The organism is Synechococcus sp. 1G10, assembly GCF_002252625.1.
Classification (GTDB): domain Bacteria; phylum Cyanobacteriota; class Cyanobacteriia; order PCC-6307; family Cyanobiaceae; genus Regnicoccus_A.
In genome coordinates, this window is sequence record NZ_NQKW01000006.1 from 52,299 (window position 1) to 66,479 (window position 14,181).

Sequence of the window (14,181 nt, forward strand, 5' to 3'; positions counted from 1 at the left end):
GCCACTCAAGGAGATGGGGTGAATGCCCTCAGGTCTTACTGAACCACTTCCAGACGGACCTGAGCGATGCCGCTGGACACCAGGCCCAAGTTCTGTGCAGCTCCATGGGCCAGATCAATGATGCGGTTGCCGTGGAAGGGACCCCGGTCGTTGATGCGCACGATCGCGCTGCGACCGTTCCAGAGGTTGGTGACCTTCACCTTCGTGCCGAAGGGGAGGGTGCGGTGAGCCGCCGTCATGGTGCCTGGACGGAAGACTTCACCGTTGGCGGTGCGGTTGCCGAAGAAACCGGGGCCGTACCAGCTGGCCTCACCGGTGCCTGCCAGCTTGAAGCGGCGAGGAGTGGGGGCCGGGGCTGTGGGAGCGGAAGGAGCCTCCAGGGCCGGAGCTTCGCCATCCTGCTGGCGAATGGCTACTGGCTGGGAGGGCCGGACTGACTCTGACGACTCGACAGCCGGTGAAACAGAGGCAGGTTGGGCCATGGCCAGCAGGGAGGGCGACTCCGTTCGTGCCGATTCGGCAAGCACGGGGAAGGCGATTCCACTACCAGAAAGCAGGAGGGCAAGGGCCCCCAGGGGGAAAGTGCGACGCATAACATTCGAAACTCACCACAAATAGGCAACTGTCTTCGGATTGAAGGGTAGTTACTTGATGAATCGCGCTGACGATTGGAAGAGCTGAAAGCGCGAAATTAGTGGTGGAGTCCCTGAAGAAAAATCACGACCCCGAAAACTTACAGGAAGTTTCAGGAAGCTGGATGAGGGGCTTGGGCGCAGGAATTGATCAGAAATAGTCATTGACGCCGAAATCCCTGTCAGCAACAGAGCACAGAAGCGAATGAAGCATCGATATTGATCAGCGAAGCCAATCAGAGCTATCAGCAGGGCTGATCAATACTTGTGACAATCAGGCAGGCGGCCCAGGCCGGGCTGCTGGCATCGGAGGATCAACGGCGACGAGGATCTGCCCAGCAGGAGCAACGCCATGGATTACCGCACGGCCGGAGTGGATGTGGCCGCCGGCAGGGCCTTTGTTGAGCGGATTCGCTCCAGTGTCGAGAGCACCCGCCGGCCTGAGGTGCTCGGTGGTCTGGGGGGATTCGGTGGGCTGTGCCGTCTGCCCGAGGGGTTGCGGCGCCCCCTGCTCGTTGCCGGCAGCGACGGAGTGGGAACCAAACTGGAGCTGGCCCAGGCCTACGGGCGTCACCACGCCGTGGGCATTGATCTGGTGGCGATGTGCGTCAACGACGTGATCACCAGTGGAGCCGAGCCCCTTTTCTTCCTGGATTACATCGCCACCGGCAAGCTCGCGCCCGAGGCCATGGCCCTTGTGGTGGAGGGGATCGCCGATGGCTGCCGCCAGAGCTGCTGTGCACTGCTGGGGGGCGAGACGGCGGAAATGCCGGGCTTCTATGGCCCGGGCCGCTACGACTTGGCCGGCTTCTGCGTGGCCGTGGTGGAGGAGGACGAGCTGGTCGACGGCAGGCAGGTCCAACCTGGCGACCGGATCCTGGCTGTGGCCAGCAGTGGGGTCCACAGCAATGGCTTCAGCCTGGTGAGGCGGATTCTCGCGGGTAGCGCCACCACAGAGAGCACCCGAATGGGGGGCGAGGACCGGCCAGTGATCGAGGCACTGCTGGAGCCCACACGCCTCTACGGCTCCCTGGTGAAGGCCCTGCGCCAGCATGCGGTTCCCCTCCATGCGATGGCCCATATCACCGGCGGTGGGTTGCCGGAAAACCTGCCCCGCTGCCTGCCAGTCGGAACCCACGGCCGGATCGAGGCCAACAGCTGGGAGCGCCCAGCACTGTTCCGCTGGCTGCAAGACGAAGGCGAGGTGCCGGAAGCCGATCTGTGGAACACGTTCAACCTGGGGGTCGGCTTCTGCCTGGTGGTGCCGGTGCCTGCCGTCTCACGGGCCCTGGAGGTGTGCACGCTGCTGGGACATCAGGCCTGGCCACTTGGTGTGGTGGAGGCCGGAGCCTCAGGCGCGGAGTCCCTGGGGGGTTTGCCGTACTGATCGCCCCATCCCTGCTCCTGGCAGATTGCTGATGGTTTCGCTGACCTTGATCGCTGGCGGCGCATCCGGTAATTCATACGTCCTTAACCATGCACAGCTCCAGCACTCGCATCACCCGGCGGCGCAGCTCCGCGGGTCCTGAGCCGGCGGCACCACCGCGGCGGCTGAGCACTCCTCCCCAGGGACGAAGCGAGAGTCGGCCCACATATCTCACCCTGCGCGACCACGGCAAGGTGTTTGTGGCCGACCTGCCCCGTCTCTCCGAGGGACAGCTCTCGCGTGTGGCCTCGGAAGCTCAGGAGGTGCTGGAGAGCCTGAACCGGCGCCTGGACGAGCTGGATCAGCTGCCCAGTCTCCAGCCAGCTGAGCAGGAGACCCAGATCAGGGCCAGTACAAAAAGGGGCGTCACCGAGCGCTTCCTGCATGCCATCGAGGACGAGCAGAGCGAGCGCCGCAACAACCCGGCCCTGCGCGCTGCGGCAGGGGAGTCGCTGGCGAGAGCCTTCCTGGAAATCTCCCGCCACCGCCTGCCGGGAGCCACGTTCGACTCCCTGCTGCAGGAGGCACTCAGCGCCTGCGACGAGCACAGCTCTGAAGTGGACAGCGGCGACACGACTTCCGGTGCAAGCCCCAGAAACGGCTCCAGTCAAGGAGTTGCCACCAGGACCACCACAGCCCTGAGTGGTGCAACCGCGGAAGTGGTGAGAATCCCCAGGCCTGGCGCCCTTCCCGTGGTGCTCTCTCCCGACCCCACCAGCACGTCTGCAGCGACGTAATCCTGCCGATCCTTCATCAGGTCTGATTATTCAGTTGCTGTTCAATCGCTGAGGAAGGGGTTGGCAGGCATCCGCACCGGCAGGGCCAGGGCCTGCCGGTCAAGGGCGAGGCGCTCCTGCTCGTCCAGCTGCCAGGCCAGTGCCGCCGCAGCTCCTTCAGCCTGCTCGGGGGTCCGCAGGCCGGGGATCGGCATGGCCCCGTGGGCCCTGCACCAGTTCAGGGCCACCTCGGACGTCTTGGCGCCGTGGTCAGCCGCGATGGCCCGCATCAGGGCCAACAGCGGCTCGATCCTCGGCCGAAGCCGCCGGAACAGCAGTCCCCTTGGGCCCTTGGGTGCTCCCGTGCCGTCGCCGGGCCGGTCACACAGCAGACCCAGGGCCAGGGGGCTGTAGGCGATCAGATCCACCCCCAGCTCCCGGCAACAGGCCACCAGCTCCCCGCCCGTCACCGCTTCAGGGGCCAGGAGTGACGCCTGAATCTGAAGGCTGACCAGGCGCACCCCCCGCTCGCCCAGCTTCCGCTGCACCTCCCTCAGACGCCGGGGACCCATGTTCGAGACCCCCAGGCTCTCCACCTCACCCGCGATCACGCGATCCGCCAGCCCCTCCAGCAGGGGCCATTCCTGCCAGGGGGCATAGCGGGCGGTGCTCCAGTGCAGCTGCACCCGATCGAGTCGGCCGCCCAGCCGCTGGCGGGAGGCCTGGAGGGCGCGATCGTAGCCACGCCGGCCCAGGCGCCAGGGGAAGGGGGCCAGCTTGGTGGCCACACACAGATCGTTGCGCAGCTGGGGGGGCAGGGCCTGAAGGAACCCACCCAGCAACTGCTCACTGCGACCGGTGAAGCGGCCGGTGCCATAGGAGTCGGCCGTGTCGAAGAAGTGAAGCCCCAGGGCCACCGCCCGTTTGAACGTGGCCTCCAGGGCGACGTCATGGAGATCGGGCCGATAGCCCCAGAGGAACTGGTTACCCCAGGCCCAGGTGCCCACGCCGATCGAAACGGACTGCGCCATGAGGTCTCCGGGCTGCGAGCGACCTCGCCATGATCAGAGCATGACGTTTCCACTGACCCAGAGCCCGACTGCACCGCCAGTGCCACGGTCAGCAGCGGTGGCGCAGCAGACCCAACAGCTGCAGCCCAGCGAACCGGTGCTGTGCAACCACTGCGGCCGCACTGCCACGAATGGCATCAGCTGCCAGGGCTACTGCGTGGCTGATTCGGAGTACTGAGGTTCACTCCCTCCGCCCGTGCGCTCATGGAGCCAGGCGGTTCCACAATGGAGGCCCTGTGCGTGGGTTCCCCTTGGCCATCGGCACCACTCCCAACCCATCCCGAAGCCCTTTCTTTGTGGGGCCAGGCATTCGCCACGCAGGCCTGCTGCTGGCCGGGGCTCTGGTCAGCCTGCTGATCCCCGTACCAGGCCTGCGGGCGGGTGAACAACAGTCCACCGACTTCGGGCGGGTGCAACGTGCCACCCGCAGCTGCGAGCGCAACCTCGCCGCGGCCAGCCCTGGCCCGTGCTCGGAGTTGCGCTTCGAGCAGAACCAGCAGGGACTGCTGAACATCCGCTTCGTTGGCAGCGGCAGCGGCGAGATCGCCACCAACCTCGTCACCTTCGTGGGGGTGGTCAAGCAGGGCGGCGCGGGGCTGAGCTGCCGCGAAGGACGCTGCCGCCTGGAGGGCCCCCTCAGCACCGAGATCACCAGCGTGAGTGAACTGGGCTTCGACCAGCGGGGGCTGCCCACCAGCCTGCCCAGCGCCTGGCCCGCCGATGGCACCTGCACGGTTGAGAAGCACGACGTGCGCTGCGAAGCCAGAGCCCTCTCAGGCGAGCGTTGGACGGCCACAGCCAAACTGTGAACGAGCCCTCCGGCAGCCCACCGGCAGTAGGGAAATCAGAGGCGGCACCCAGATTCGAACTGGGGGTAAAGGATTTGCAATCCTCTGCCTTACCACTTGGCCATGCCGCCATTTCGGGGGCGAACCCCCTTGCTGCGGATCGTATCAGCCGTCAACGGCAGCCCTGGCTGCTGCTGCTCAGCAATGGCCATGGGGAAGATCTGATCGGTCTGCGCATCCTGCGGGCACTGCACCAACGGCGCCCGGAGTTGCAGCTGCGTGTCCTGCCGCTGGTGGGAGAGGGGGAGACCTACCGGGAGGCGGAGCAGGACGGCTGGCTGCAGCGGGTAGGGCCCCGCCAGCGGCTGCCCAGCGGAGGCTTCAGTAACCAGAGCCTCTCTGCGCTTTGGCGCGATCTGGGCGCTGGTCTACCAGGCCTCAGCTGGCGGCAGTGGCAGCTGGTGCGCCGCTGGGGTGCCAGCGGCGCGCCGATCCTGGCGGTGGGGGATCTGCTGCCCCTGCTGCTGGCCTGGGCCAGCGGCGCGCCCTACGGCTTCCTGGGCACTCCCAAAAGCGATTACACCTGGAGGAGCGGACCCGGCCGCAACCCCTTTGCCGACCGTTACCACCGCTGCAAAGGCAGCGAATGGGATCCGTGGGAGTGGGCCCTGATGGCGGATCACCGCGCCCGGCTGGTGGCGGTGCGCGATGGCCTGACCGCCCGGGGGCTGAGGCGCCGGGGGGTGGCGGCGCTGGCGCCAGGTAACCCGATGATGGATCAGCTCGATCGGTTGCCCCTTCCCGAGCCACTCAGGCAGCGGAGACGAATCGTGCTGCTCTGCGGTAGCCGTCTGCCGGAGGCCCTTGCCAACGCCCGGCTGCTGCTGGCAAGCCTGGCCTGCCTTCCTGCACGAGAGCCGCAGGTGGTGCTCTGCCCCACCGGCTCCCGGCCCAGCCGCCAGGATCTGGAGCCGATCCTGGCCGCCCATGGCTACCGCGAGGTTGCCCTGCCGCAGGGTTGCGGCGGCGCGGCGGCCTGGCAACTCCAGCAGCGGCTGCTGCTGCTGGGGCCGAGCTGCTTCGAGCGCTGGGCCGGCTGGGGGGAGGTGGGCCTGGCCACCGCCGGCACCGCCACCGAACAACTGGTGGGGCTTGGGGTGCCAGTGCTCTCGCTACCAGGGCCGGGACCTCAGTTCAAGCTCGGTTTCGCGCGGCGGCAGAGCCGGCTGCTGGGGGGAGCGGTGCGGCCCTGCGCATCTGCGCAGGAGCTGGCCGTCGAACTGGAGCGACTGCTTGGTGATGCCCAGCTGCGCCAGCACCTCGGCGCCATCGGCCGGCGGCGAATGGGGGACACGGGAGGCAGCGAGCGGCTGGCAGCCCTGGTGGACCGGCAGCTGCTGGCCCAGCCACAGGGATGATGGGGTCTCACCTCACTAAGACGCGCACCCGATGCCAGCACCGATCGACCGGGCCTACGCCACCGTCACCGGTCAGCTGGCCACCCTGCTGGGTGTGAGCATCGCCGCGGCCAGGCGCCGGGTCGACCAGCAGGCTGCCCGGGAAGGAACACGCTCGCCAGACGAGCGCATCACGATCGCCGAGCGGATGATCCAGGAGGCCCAGGGAGGTGCCAGGGCCCAGGGTCAGCTGCTGGATGCGCTTCTGGTCGCCGAAGACGACGAAAGCGGCTTCATGGTCGAGGACTGATCTCCGGATCCCTCAGCGGGACTGGGTGGAATGCTCGAACACCGAGCCGAAGCGGCTGCGGTCGAGCTCAGCGAAAACCGGCAGGCAGGCGAAGCAACGGCGGGCCAGATCGAAGCGCTCCTCCCGCTCAAGGATGGCGGCCAAGGCGTGGCGGGCGGCCAGCAGGTAACGCACGTCATTGGCGGCATACACCAGCTGGGCTTCGCCCAGGTCCTCGACCCGGCCCCAGTCGCTGCTCTGCGACTGCTTGTCGAGTTCGATCCCCACCAACTCCTGCACCACCTCCTTGAGCCCGTGGCGGGAGCTGTAGGTGCGGGCCAGGCGGCTGGCCACCTTGGTGCAGAACACCGGCGCCACGGAGATGCCGAGGCCTTCCCCCAGGGCTGCAAGATCGAAGCGGGCGAAGTGGAACACCTTCTCGATCGCCTGACTCTCCATCAGCTCGCGCAGACGCGGCGCCTCCTGCTGGCCCCGGGCGATGCGGATGCAGCAGACGTTGTCGAGGTGGTCGGCGATCTGCACCAGGCAGAGGCGGTCGCGGCCATGGACCAGCCCCATCGCCTCGGTATCGACCGCAAGGGCCGGAGCCTGGGTCAGCAGGCTGAGCCATTCGGCGTCGAGATCCCCCTCGAAGACCGCGAAGCGATGGGGGTTTGAGACAAGGGCCGAGGGCATGAGCGCGGGAGCAACCAACGCCATCGTGCCGAAAGGGGGAGAATGAATCGCTTCCGCCCTGAATCGCCCGCGTGCCGTTGACTCTGTCCCCCGCCCTGGGCTCCACCCTCCTGCTCACACTGCTGCTGGCCATCGGCCTGGTGTTCTTCCTGCGCGCCGCCAGCAAGGACCGCACCACGGTGGTGGATGTGCAGTCGCCGCGGCCGGCCCTGGAAGTGCTGGATGGCCTCAGCCAGTGGCTGAGGCAGCGGGGCTGGCAGGCGGAAGCAGGGGATCCCGAACGACGGGTGCTGCGCTTCCGCGGCCAGGTGGGAGCCAGCGGCACCCTGGCTCTGCTGCTCTCCCTGCTGGGAACCGTCGGGGCGGCCTGCCTGGGCCTGGTGCTGCGCCAGTTGCTACCGGTGCTGGGGTGGTGGCCGCTGCTGCTCGCCCTGCTCGGCCCACTTGCGGGGCTGATCTACCGGCGGAGAGCCGCCCGCCAGGAACTGGTGGAACTGCGCCTGATCAGCGACGATGACGCTCCCCTAAGCCAGCTGCGACTGCGGGCACACCGCGACGAGCTGATCGCCCTGGAACTTGAGTTGGGGCCCCTGCTGCAACTGGCCAGTGACGGCACCCTGCTGAGTTCCCCCATCTGAACAACCCCAGAAAGATGCGTCAGCTTCACCCGACCCCTACCTCACGCCGCCGCTGGGCACGACCAAGCCCCCCCAGATGGGCCCTGTTCGCCCTGGCCCTGGTGCTGGTGCTGGGCAGCGCCGCCAAAGCCCCGGCCATGTTCTCCATCGATCCGCTCACAGGCCCGCGCACACCACTCAACAAAGACTGGATCGGCCGTAGGTCGCTGGCGGCCGGAACCCCGATTCTGGTGATGGCCGGTCACGCCGATTCCCAGGGCATGGCCGGCGCCGGCACCAGCGGTGAAGCGGTGGATCGCTTCGGAGCCCAGCCGATGGTGGCCGGCATCCGGGATGAGCTCTACTGGAATTGGCTCACCGCCGAGAGGGTGGTGTCGCTGGGACGCAAGCGCGGCCTGCCGATCAGGCTCTACATACCTCCGGAGCGCAGCATCGCCGATGGAGAAGATCCCCGCACCAACTGGAGCGTGGGCAAGGAGCACGTGCGCCGGGGGGGCTACGCCATGGAGATTCACTACGACGCCTACGGACCCGACGGCTTTGGCTCAGGACTGATCCCACCGCTGCACCAGGTCCCCAGCCTGCTCGACGAAAGCCTGGCTGCCGCCTTCGGGGCCTTCCCCTTTCAGTTCCGGGGGGGGCTGGGCGCGCCGCGCCGGGGTATCGCCATCCTTGAGATCGGCAAGCTGGAGAGTCCGCTGGAGACGGCGCTGAGGGATCCCAGCAGCCGGGATGCAGCGCTCAACGCCATCGCCGAGCGGGTGGTGCTGGCCCTGGAGCAAGGTCTCAGCCTCCGCTCCAGAAACCTGCCGACCACTTCCTTGGCCAATCCGGCAAGCCGCCCCTGATCAACGAAGGCCCCAGAGTGAGGGGGCAGGGTTCAGTCGTAAGCACCCCGGGCCCGGCAGAGCTCTTCTAGCGCAGCATCACCGAACCAGTTCTGGGGCTTGGTAAACACCTCGGTGACCAGGGCTTCACGACTGCCAGGCTCGGGGCCGTAGCCGTATTCCCAGCGCACCAGCGGTGGCAGCGACATCAGGATCGATTCCGTGCGTCCGTTGGTCTGCAGGCCGAAAATCGTGCCGCGATCGAACACCAGGTTGAACTCCACATAGCGGCCACGGCGGTAGAGCTGAAATTGCCGCTCCCGCTCCCCGTAGGCGGTGCCATGGCGCTTCTCCACGATCGGCACGTAGCTGGGCAGGAAGGCGTTACCGCAGGCGCTCGCCAGCTGGAACAGCTGCTCCCAGCTGCGGGGCACCGCTCCTGTGGCAGCCGCCACGGCCGCGGCCGGACCGCTGGGATCCTGACCCTTGTACAGCTCTCCGGAGGGATCCTGGTAGTCGTAGAAGATGCCGCCCACCCCCCGGGTTTCGCCGCGATGCTTCAGAAAGAAGTATTCATCGCACCAGGGCTTGAACACCGGATACAGCGTCGGATCGACGCCGTCACAGGCTGCCTTGAGGGTGCGGTGGAAGTGACGGGCATCCGCCAGGAAGGGGTAGTAGGGGGTGAGGTCGGCGCCACCGCCGAACCACCAGACCGGACCCGCCTCGAAGTAGCGGTAGTTGAGGTGCACCGTGGGCACATAGGGATTGCGGGGGTGGAGCACCATCGATGTGCCGGTGGCGAACCAGCGCTGGCCGGCGGCCTCTGGCCGCTGACTGAGAATTGAAGGGGGCAGCTGATCGCCCTCGACCTCGGAAAAATTCACCCCGCCCTGCTCGAAGATCCGGCCGGCCTTCATCACCCGCGAGCGGCCGCCGCCGCCCTCCGGCCGCTCCCAGCTCTCCTCCTGGAACACCCCTTCGCCATCGAGGGCCTGCAGACCGGCACAGATGCTGTCCTGGAGGCCCATCAGCAGGGCGCGAGCGCGGGCACGGGAGTCGGCAGGCGGACGCTCAAGGGGCTGAGGCCCTCCCTGGCCCTTCTCCCCATCGGCCACGCCCGTCTGTCCCTGCTCCACCACTGACGATCACGCCCCGCCGGACGTCCGAAACCCCTCTACCATTCCAGCCCGTCGAGCCGCTGCACAACCCTTCGAGAGCCTCTGTCATGGGGGCGGCCCCTAGGATCGACCCCAATGACGGCTCCTCTGGATGGCCACCGCTGAACAGGCTCTCGCCGCCCTTGAGCCCCTCTGCGACGCGGGCACCGGCCGCAGTCTGCTCGAAATGGGCTGGATTCAGCAGGTGCGTCCTCAGGGCAGCCGCGTGGTCTTCAGCCTGGCCTTGCCGGGTTACGCCACCAGCCAGCGGGAGCGAATCGCCGCCGAAGCCCGCGCGGCGCTGATGGCCCTTGAAAGCATCGATGATGTACAGATCGAGCTGGCTCAGCCCAGCGGTGGAGGGCGGCCCGAGGGATCACCGATCGGCGGAGCGGGTCACGGCCCCGGTGGTGGCGGCAACCTGCCCGAGCGCCAGGGCATCCCAGGCGTGGGCAGGATCATCGCCGTCAGCAGCGGCAAGGGCGGCGTGGGCAAGAGCACCGTGGCGGTGAACCTGGCCTGTGCCCTGGCCCAGAGCGGCCTGCGGGTCGGCCTGCTGGATGCCGACATCTACGGCCCGAACGCCCCGACCATGCTGGGTGTGGCCGACCGCACCCCGGAGGTGCGCGGCAACGGCAACGAGCAGGTACTGGTGCCGATCGAGACCTGCGGCATCGGCATGGTTTCGATGGGGCTGCTCATCCAGGAGAACCAACCGGTGGTGTGGCGGGGACCGATGCTCAATGGCATCATCCGCCAGTTCCTGTACCAGGCCGACTGGGGTGAACGCGACGTGCTGGTGGTGGACCTGCCGCCCGGCACCGGCGATGCCCAGCTCACCCTGGCCCAGGCGGTGCCGATGGCCGGCGTGGTGATCGTGACCACACCCCAGCGGGTCTCGCTGCAGGACGCCCGCCGCGGCCTGGCGATGTTCCTGCAGATGGGGGTCCCCGTGCTCGGCGTTGTCGAAAACATGAGCGTCTTCATCCCCCCCGACCGGCCCGAAGCCAGTTACGCCATCTTCGGCAGTGGCGGCGGGGCCACCCTGGCCGCCGAAGCTGACGTGCCCCTGCTGGCCGAGCTGCCTCTGGAGATGGCGGTGGTGGATGGGGGAGACAGGGGTCAGCCGGTGGTGATCGCCAGACCCGAGTCGGCCACAGCCCGCGCTTTCCAGGCCCTGGCACAGCGGATCGCAAGCCTCAGTCTTGCCGCCGCCTGATCAAGATGGCCTTGCTGGGCACCCGGCGCAGCATGTTCTCGGCGGCGCGGCCAGCCCGTCGGCGGCCCCTTGAGGGGGTGGATCTGGTGCTGTGGGGCATTCCCCTGGCCATGGTGGCTGTGGCCGGCATCCTGATCGCCAGCACCCAGCGCCAGGCCCCCTATGCCGTCTGGTATCAGCACTGGATCACCGCCGCTGTGGGGATGGGCCTCGCCCTGGTGCTGGCACGGATCCCGCTGGAGCGGTACCAGCCGTTCCGTTGGCTGATCTACGGGGTCATGGTGGCCAGCCTGGTGGCGGTAAGGGTGGTGGGGGTCAGCGCACTCGGCGCCCAGAGCTGGATCAACATCGCCGGCTTCAACGTGCAACCCTCCGAGTTCGCCAAGGTGGCAGCCATCCTGCTGCTGGCGGGTGTGCTCGCCCGCCATCCTGTGGAGCGGCCGGTGGACCTGATCCGGCCCGTGGCGATGATCAGCGTGCCCTGGCTGCTGGTGTTCGTGCAGCCCGATCTGGGCACCTCCCTCGTGTTCGGGGCCGTCCTGCTGGTGATGATGTTCTGGTCGGGCATGCCTGGAGCCTGGCTGCTGCTGCTGCTCTCGCCACTGTTCACCGCCATCCTGGCGGGCACCATCCCCTGGGCCCTGGTGGCCTGGGTTCCCGCCATGGGACTGGTCGCCTGGCGCTCCCTGCCCTGGAAGGCCCTGGCCACATCCTTGACCCTGGCCATTCAGGGCATCTTCGCCCTGGGCACTCCCTGGCTCTGGTCCCACGGCCTCAAGGACCACCAGCGGGCCCGCCTAACCATGTTTCTCGACCCCTCCCAGGATCCTCTCGGCGGGGGGTACCACCTGCTGCAGAGCACGGTGGGGATCGGCTCGGGGGGGCTCTGGGGCACCGGCCTGATGCAGGGTCACCTCACCCTGCTGCGCTTCATTCCCGAGCAGCACACGGATTTCATCTTCAGCGCCCTGGGAGAGGAAACCGGCTTCCTCGGCACCACCCTGGTGGTGGTCGGCTTCGTGGTGCTGATGTGGCGCCTGCTCCAGATCGCCGGACGGGCACGCACGGATTACGAGTCGCTCGTGGTGGTGGGCATCGGCGCGATGCTGATGTTTCAGGTGGTGGTGAACATCAACATGACCATCGGGCTGGGCCCGATCACCGGCATTCCCCTGCCCTGGCTGAGCTACGGCCGCTCGGCGATGCTCGTGAATTTCATCGCCCTGGGGCTGTGTGCCTCGGTGTCGCGCCACGGCCGGCCGCCCCAGCGGCGATGGTGAGCCTGGCCGATCTGCGAGCAAGGCTGGCCCAGGGGGTCCCAGCGGGCCGCAGCGACGAAGACTCCGTGAGACGGCAGTGGTGGGGGGCGCTGGCCACCCTTCAGGACGATTTCCTGCCGCCACTGCAACCGCTGCGGGGAATCTGGCTGGCCTCGCCGCTGCCGGCGCTCTACGAGCCGGAGCTTCTGAAACCATTGCAGGGCTGGGTCTGGTCTCCGCCGCAGATCACCGGCGACTTCAGCCCCTCAGCTCCCCTGCTGCCCGGAGTGGGCTCAGCCGGGACCAGCGATGCCCCTGGAGGCGCCAGCCCCTACGAACGCCTGGCCCTGGAGTCCGAAGACGGCACCGACCCGCTGCTGATCCTGATCACGCCCAAGCTGCAGCTGGCCATGGCCCTGGAGGGCAGTCCGCAGCAGCGGCAGCTGGTGCTGCGCTTCGATCCCACCACCCTCTCGGAAACCCTGGCTCTGGTGGACGAGCGACTGCGGACCACGGCCCCCCAGGCCGCCCTGCGCTTGCGCAAGGCATTGCATGCGCTCGGTCCGCTGCGCAGCGAGGAGAACCTGGCCTTGCGATTCTGGCCGAAGCTTGCGGAACGGCTTGCGGCGATGGCGCCGAGCCTGACCCTGCAGCCCCTGGTCCACGGCCGTGAGAACGACCGGGAGAAGAGCAGCGGCGAACTGGCTCTGCTCGAGGCCCTCACCCACGAGGTGCGCACTCCCCTGGCCACGATCCGCACCCTGATCCGCTCGTTACTGCGACGCGTTGACCTCCCAGCGGTGGTGCGTCAGCGGCTGGAGCAGATTGATGGGGAGTGCAGCGAACAGATCGACCGTTTCGGTCTGATCTTCCATGCGGCCGAACTGCAGCGGCAGCCGCGGCCCCGCCAGACCCTGGCCCGCACCGACCTGGCCAAGCTGCTGCAGGGCTTTGAGGAGCTCTGGCAACGGCAGCTGGAACGCCGTGGTCTGAAGCTGAAGCTGGAGATCAGCTCTCAACTGCCGCCGGTGCTGAGCGACCCGAACAGGCTGGAGACGATGCTGGGTGGCCTGGTGGATCGCTTCATCCGCAGCCTGCCATCGGGCAGCACGGTGCTGATCCGGCTGCTGCCGGCAGGTTCACGCCTGAAGCTGCAACTGCGCTGCGCCGAGCCGCCCGGAGGGGAAGCAGCGCCTCCCAGCACCCCTGATGAAGACGCTGCCGCAGATGTGGGCCCCGTGCTGCGCTGGAATCCGCTCACGGGCAGCCTGCAGTTGAGCCGTCAGGCCACCCAGCGCCTGTTCCACAGCCTGGGGGGACGTTTCACGGAACGGGCCGGCCAGGGACTGACCGTCTTCTTTCCCGTGGCAGGTCATGCAACCGACGCTGACGGCGACGTTTGTTGACGGGTGTGAAGAGAGCTTCTCCCCTGGGAAGACGCCCCAGATTGCAGTGCTAGCTTCCAGCCGACATGGTCCGCCGACTCACTGATGGGTCCGCCGACTCACCATCCCCAACAGCCATGACAGCAACGGCGCTGAGCGGTCAACTTCCCAAGTCCATCGGCAGCACGGGCGGTCTGCTCAACTCCGCCGAAACCGAGGAGAAGTACGCCATCACCTGGACCAGTGCCAAGGATCAGGTGTTCGAGCTTCCCACCGGTGGAGCTGCAGAGATGAATGAGGGTGAGAACATCATGTACTTCTCCCGCAAGGAGCAGTGCCTGGCCCTCGGCACCCAGCTGCGCACCAAGTTCAAGCCTCGTATCGAGGATTACAAGATTTACCGCATCTTCCCCGGTGGCGACACTGAATACCTCCACCCGAAAGATGGTGTTTTCCCCGAGAAAGTGAACGAAGGCCGCCCGATGGTGGGCCACAACCCCCGCAGCATCGGCCAGAACCCCGATCCTTCAACCCTCAAGTTCTCCGGACGCAACACCTTCGATTCCTGAGTTCAGCTCCTGGGTTCCACCCGGATCAAGCCTGGAGTCTTTCGCGGGAATCGGCTCCAGGGCGTGATTCCTCCAACCTTTAGAAAGGCGGGGCAGGGTGCCCCGTTTTT

The 14,181-nt window shown here is 67.4% G+C and carries 16 protein-coding genes and 1 tRNA gene; 12 read left to right on the plus strand and 5 right to left on the minus strand.

The window, feature by feature from the left end; translation table 11 throughout:
• Positions 1 to 35 precede the first annotated feature (35 nt).
• A complete protein-coding gene (locus CJZ82_RS06885; RefSeq protein ID WP_094555067.1) occupies positions 36 to 593 on the minus strand; it encodes a septal ring lytic transglycosylase RlpA family protein in 558 nt (185 codons plus the stop codon).
• Between the two features lie 391 nt (positions 594 to 984).
• On the opposite strand from CJZ82_RS06885, the gene purM reads away from it, so the two are divergent.
• Both purM and CJZ82_RS06895 read left to right on the plus strand, forming a co-directional pair.
• Positions 985 to 2,019 (plus strand): phosphoribosylformylglycinamidine cyclo-ligase, encoded by a 1,035-nt coding sequence (purM, locus tag CJZ82_RS06890; RefSeq protein ID WP_094555068.1) that lies wholly within the window; start codon positions 985 to 987, stop codon positions 2,017 to 2,019.
• An 89-nt stretch (positions 2,020 to 2,108) separates the two neighbouring features.
• Positions 2,109 to 2,795 carry a hypothetical protein gene (locus tag CJZ82_RS06895; RefSeq protein ID WP_094555069.1) on the plus strand — a complete coding sequence of 229 codons (687 nt, stop codon included), beginning with the start codon at positions 2,109 to 2,111 and terminating at the stop codon, positions 2,793 to 2,795.
• A 41-nt stretch (positions 2,796 to 2,836) separates the two neighbouring features.
• On the opposite strand, the gene CJZ82_RS06900 is transcribed toward CJZ82_RS06895, so the two are convergent.
• Complete coding sequence (locus tag CJZ82_RS06900; RefSeq protein ID WP_094555070.1) at positions 2,837 to 3,805, minus strand: aldo/keto reductase; 969 nt, start codon at positions 3,803 to 3,805, stop codon at positions 2,837 to 2,839.
• A 40-nt stretch (positions 3,806 to 3,845) separates the two neighbouring features.
• On the opposite strand from CJZ82_RS06900, the gene CJZ82_RS18290 reads away from it, so the two are divergent.
• Positions 3,846 to 4,022 (plus strand): hypothetical protein, encoded by a 177-nt coding sequence (locus CJZ82_RS18290; protein WP_158218503.1) that lies wholly within the window; start codon positions 3,846 to 3,848, stop codon positions 4,020 to 4,022.
• A gap of 73 nt (positions 4,023 to 4,095) precedes the next feature.
• On the plus strand, positions 4,096 to 4,653 hold the full coding sequence (locus tag CJZ82_RS06905; RefSeq protein ID WP_143593561.1) for a hypothetical protein: 558 nt from the start codon (positions 4,096 to 4,098) through the stop codon (positions 4,651 to 4,653).
• A gap of 39 nt (positions 4,654 to 4,692) precedes the next feature.
• Here the strand turns inward: CJZ82_RS06905 and CJZ82_RS06910 are convergent.
• A tRNA-Cys gene (locus CJZ82_RS06910) sits at positions 4,693 to 4,763 on the minus strand.
• Here CJZ82_RS06910 and CJZ82_RS06915 point away from each other — a divergent pair.
• Together CJZ82_RS06915 and CJZ82_RS06920 are read left to right on the plus strand one after the other, a co-directional pair.
• A complete protein-coding gene (locus tag CJZ82_RS06915; RefSeq protein WP_094555072.1) occupies positions 4,728 to 6,050 on the plus strand; it encodes a lipid-A-disaccharide synthase-related protein in 1,323 nt (440 codons plus the stop codon). The genes CJZ82_RS06910 and CJZ82_RS06915 overlap by 36 nt on opposite strands.
• A 31-nt stretch (positions 6,051 to 6,081) precedes the next feature.
• Positions 6,082 to 6,339 carry a hypothetical protein gene (locus CJZ82_RS06920; RefSeq protein WP_094555073.1) on the plus strand — a complete coding sequence of 86 codons (258 nt, stop codon included), beginning with the start codon at positions 6,082 to 6,084 and terminating at the stop codon, positions 6,337 to 6,339.
• A 12-nt stretch (positions 6,340 to 6,351) separates the two neighbouring features.
• Here the strand turns inward: CJZ82_RS06920 and CJZ82_RS06925 are convergent, their stop codons facing one another.
• Entirely contained in the window at positions 6,352 to 7,014 is a 663-nt protein-coding gene (locus CJZ82_RS06925) for a ribonuclease D (RefSeq protein ID WP_233130095.1), read from the minus strand.
• A gap of 83 nt (positions 7,015 to 7,097) precedes the next feature.
• On the opposite strand from CJZ82_RS06925, the gene CJZ82_RS06930 reads away from it, so the two are divergent.
• Complete coding sequence (locus tag CJZ82_RS06930; protein WP_094555188.1) at positions 7,098 to 7,652, plus strand: cofactor assembly of complex C subunit B; 555 nt, start codon at positions 7,098 to 7,100, stop codon at positions 7,650 to 7,652.
• Between the two features lie 14 nt (positions 7,653 to 7,666).
• Positions 7,667 to 8,500 carry a dehydrogenase gene (locus tag CJZ82_RS06935; RefSeq protein WP_198949683.1) on the plus strand — a complete coding sequence of 278 codons (834 nt, stop codon included), beginning with the start codon at positions 7,667 to 7,669 and terminating at the stop codon, positions 8,498 to 8,500.
• A 32-nt stretch (positions 8,501 to 8,532) separates the two neighbouring features.
• On the opposite strand, the gene hemF is transcribed toward CJZ82_RS06935, so the two are convergent.
• On the minus strand, positions 8,533 to 9,618 hold the full coding sequence (hemF, locus tag CJZ82_RS06940; RefSeq protein WP_094555189.1) for an oxygen-dependent coproporphyrinogen oxidase: 1,086 nt from the start codon (positions 9,616 to 9,618) through the stop codon (positions 8,533 to 8,535).
• 133 nt (positions 9,619 to 9,751) lie between these two features.
• On the opposite strand from hemF, the gene CJZ82_RS06945 reads away from it, so the two are divergent.
• From CJZ82_RS06945 to CJZ82_RS06960, 4 genes are all read left to right on the plus strand, one after another.
• Complete coding sequence (locus CJZ82_RS06945) at positions 9,752 to 10,858, plus strand: Mrp/NBP35 family ATP-binding protein (protein WP_094555075.1); 1,107 nt, start codon at positions 9,752 to 9,754, stop codon at positions 10,856 to 10,858.
• 5 nt (positions 10,859 to 10,863) lie between these two features.
• Positions 10,864 to 12,138, plus strand: coding sequence for a rod shape-determining protein RodA (gene rodA, locus CJZ82_RS06950; protein ID WP_198949684.1), 1,275 nt, complete (start codon positions 10,864 to 10,866; stop codon positions 12,136 to 12,138).
• Positions 12,132 to 13,523, plus strand: coding sequence for a HAMP domain-containing sensor histidine kinase (locus CJZ82_RS06955; RefSeq protein WP_198949685.1), 1,392 nt, complete (start codon positions 12,132 to 12,134; stop codon positions 13,521 to 13,523). Before rodA ends, CJZ82_RS06955 begins: the two co-directional genes overlap by 7 nt.
• A 116-nt stretch (positions 13,524 to 13,639) precedes the next feature.
• Entirely contained in the window at positions 13,640 to 14,071 is a 432-nt protein-coding gene (locus CJZ82_RS06960; protein WP_094555077.1) for a photosystem I reaction center subunit II PsaD, read from the plus strand.
• Positions 14,072 to 14,181: the final 110 nt, after the last annotated feature.

Coding starts and splice junctions, on each gene's coding strand:
- CJZ82_RS06925 (WP_233130095.1), bottom strand. CDS start 7,014: ATGCCCTCGGCCCTTGTCTCAAACCCCCATCGCTTCGCGGTCTTCGAG.
- rodA (WP_198949684.1), top strand. CDS start 10,864: ATGGCCTTGCTGGGCACCCGGCGCAGCATGTTCTCGGCGGCGCGGCCA.
- CJZ82_RS06955 (WP_198949685.1), top strand. CDS start 12,132: ATGGTGAGCCTGGCCGATCTGCGAGCAAGGCTGGCCCAGGGGGTCCCA.
- purM (WP_094555068.1), top strand. CDS start 985: ATGGATTACCGCACGGCCGGAGTGGATGTGGCCGCCGGCAGGGCCTTT.
- CJZ82_RS06900 (WP_094555070.1), bottom strand. CDS start 3,805: ATGGCGCAGTCCGTTTCGATCGGCGTGGGCACCTGGGCCTGGGGTAAC.
- CJZ82_RS06960 (WP_094555077.1), top strand. CDS start 13,640: ATGACAGCAACGGCGCTGAGCGGTCAACTTCCCAAGTCCATCGGCAGC.
- CJZ82_RS06945 (WP_094555075.1), top strand. CDS start 9,752: ATGGCCACCGCTGAACAGGCTCTCGCCGCCCTTGAGCCCCTCTGCGAC.
- CJZ82_RS06920 (WP_094555073.1), top strand. CDS start 6,082: ATGCCAGCACCGATCGACCGGGCCTACGCCACCGTCACCGGTCAGCTG.
- CJZ82_RS06895 (WP_094555069.1), top strand. CDS start 2,109: ATGCACAGCTCCAGCACTCGCATCACCCGGCGGCGCAGCTCCGCGGGT.
- CJZ82_RS06935 (WP_198949683.1), top strand. CDS start 7,667: ATGCGTCAGCTTCACCCGACCCCTACCTCACGCCGCCGCTGGGCACGA.
- CJZ82_RS06885 (WP_094555067.1), bottom strand. CDS start 593: ATGCGTCGCACTTTCCCCCTGGGGGCCCTTGCCCTCCTGCTTTCTGGT.
- CJZ82_RS18290 (WP_158218503.1), top strand. CDS start 3,846: ATGACGTTTCCACTGACCCAGAGCCCGACTGCACCGCCAGTGCCACGG.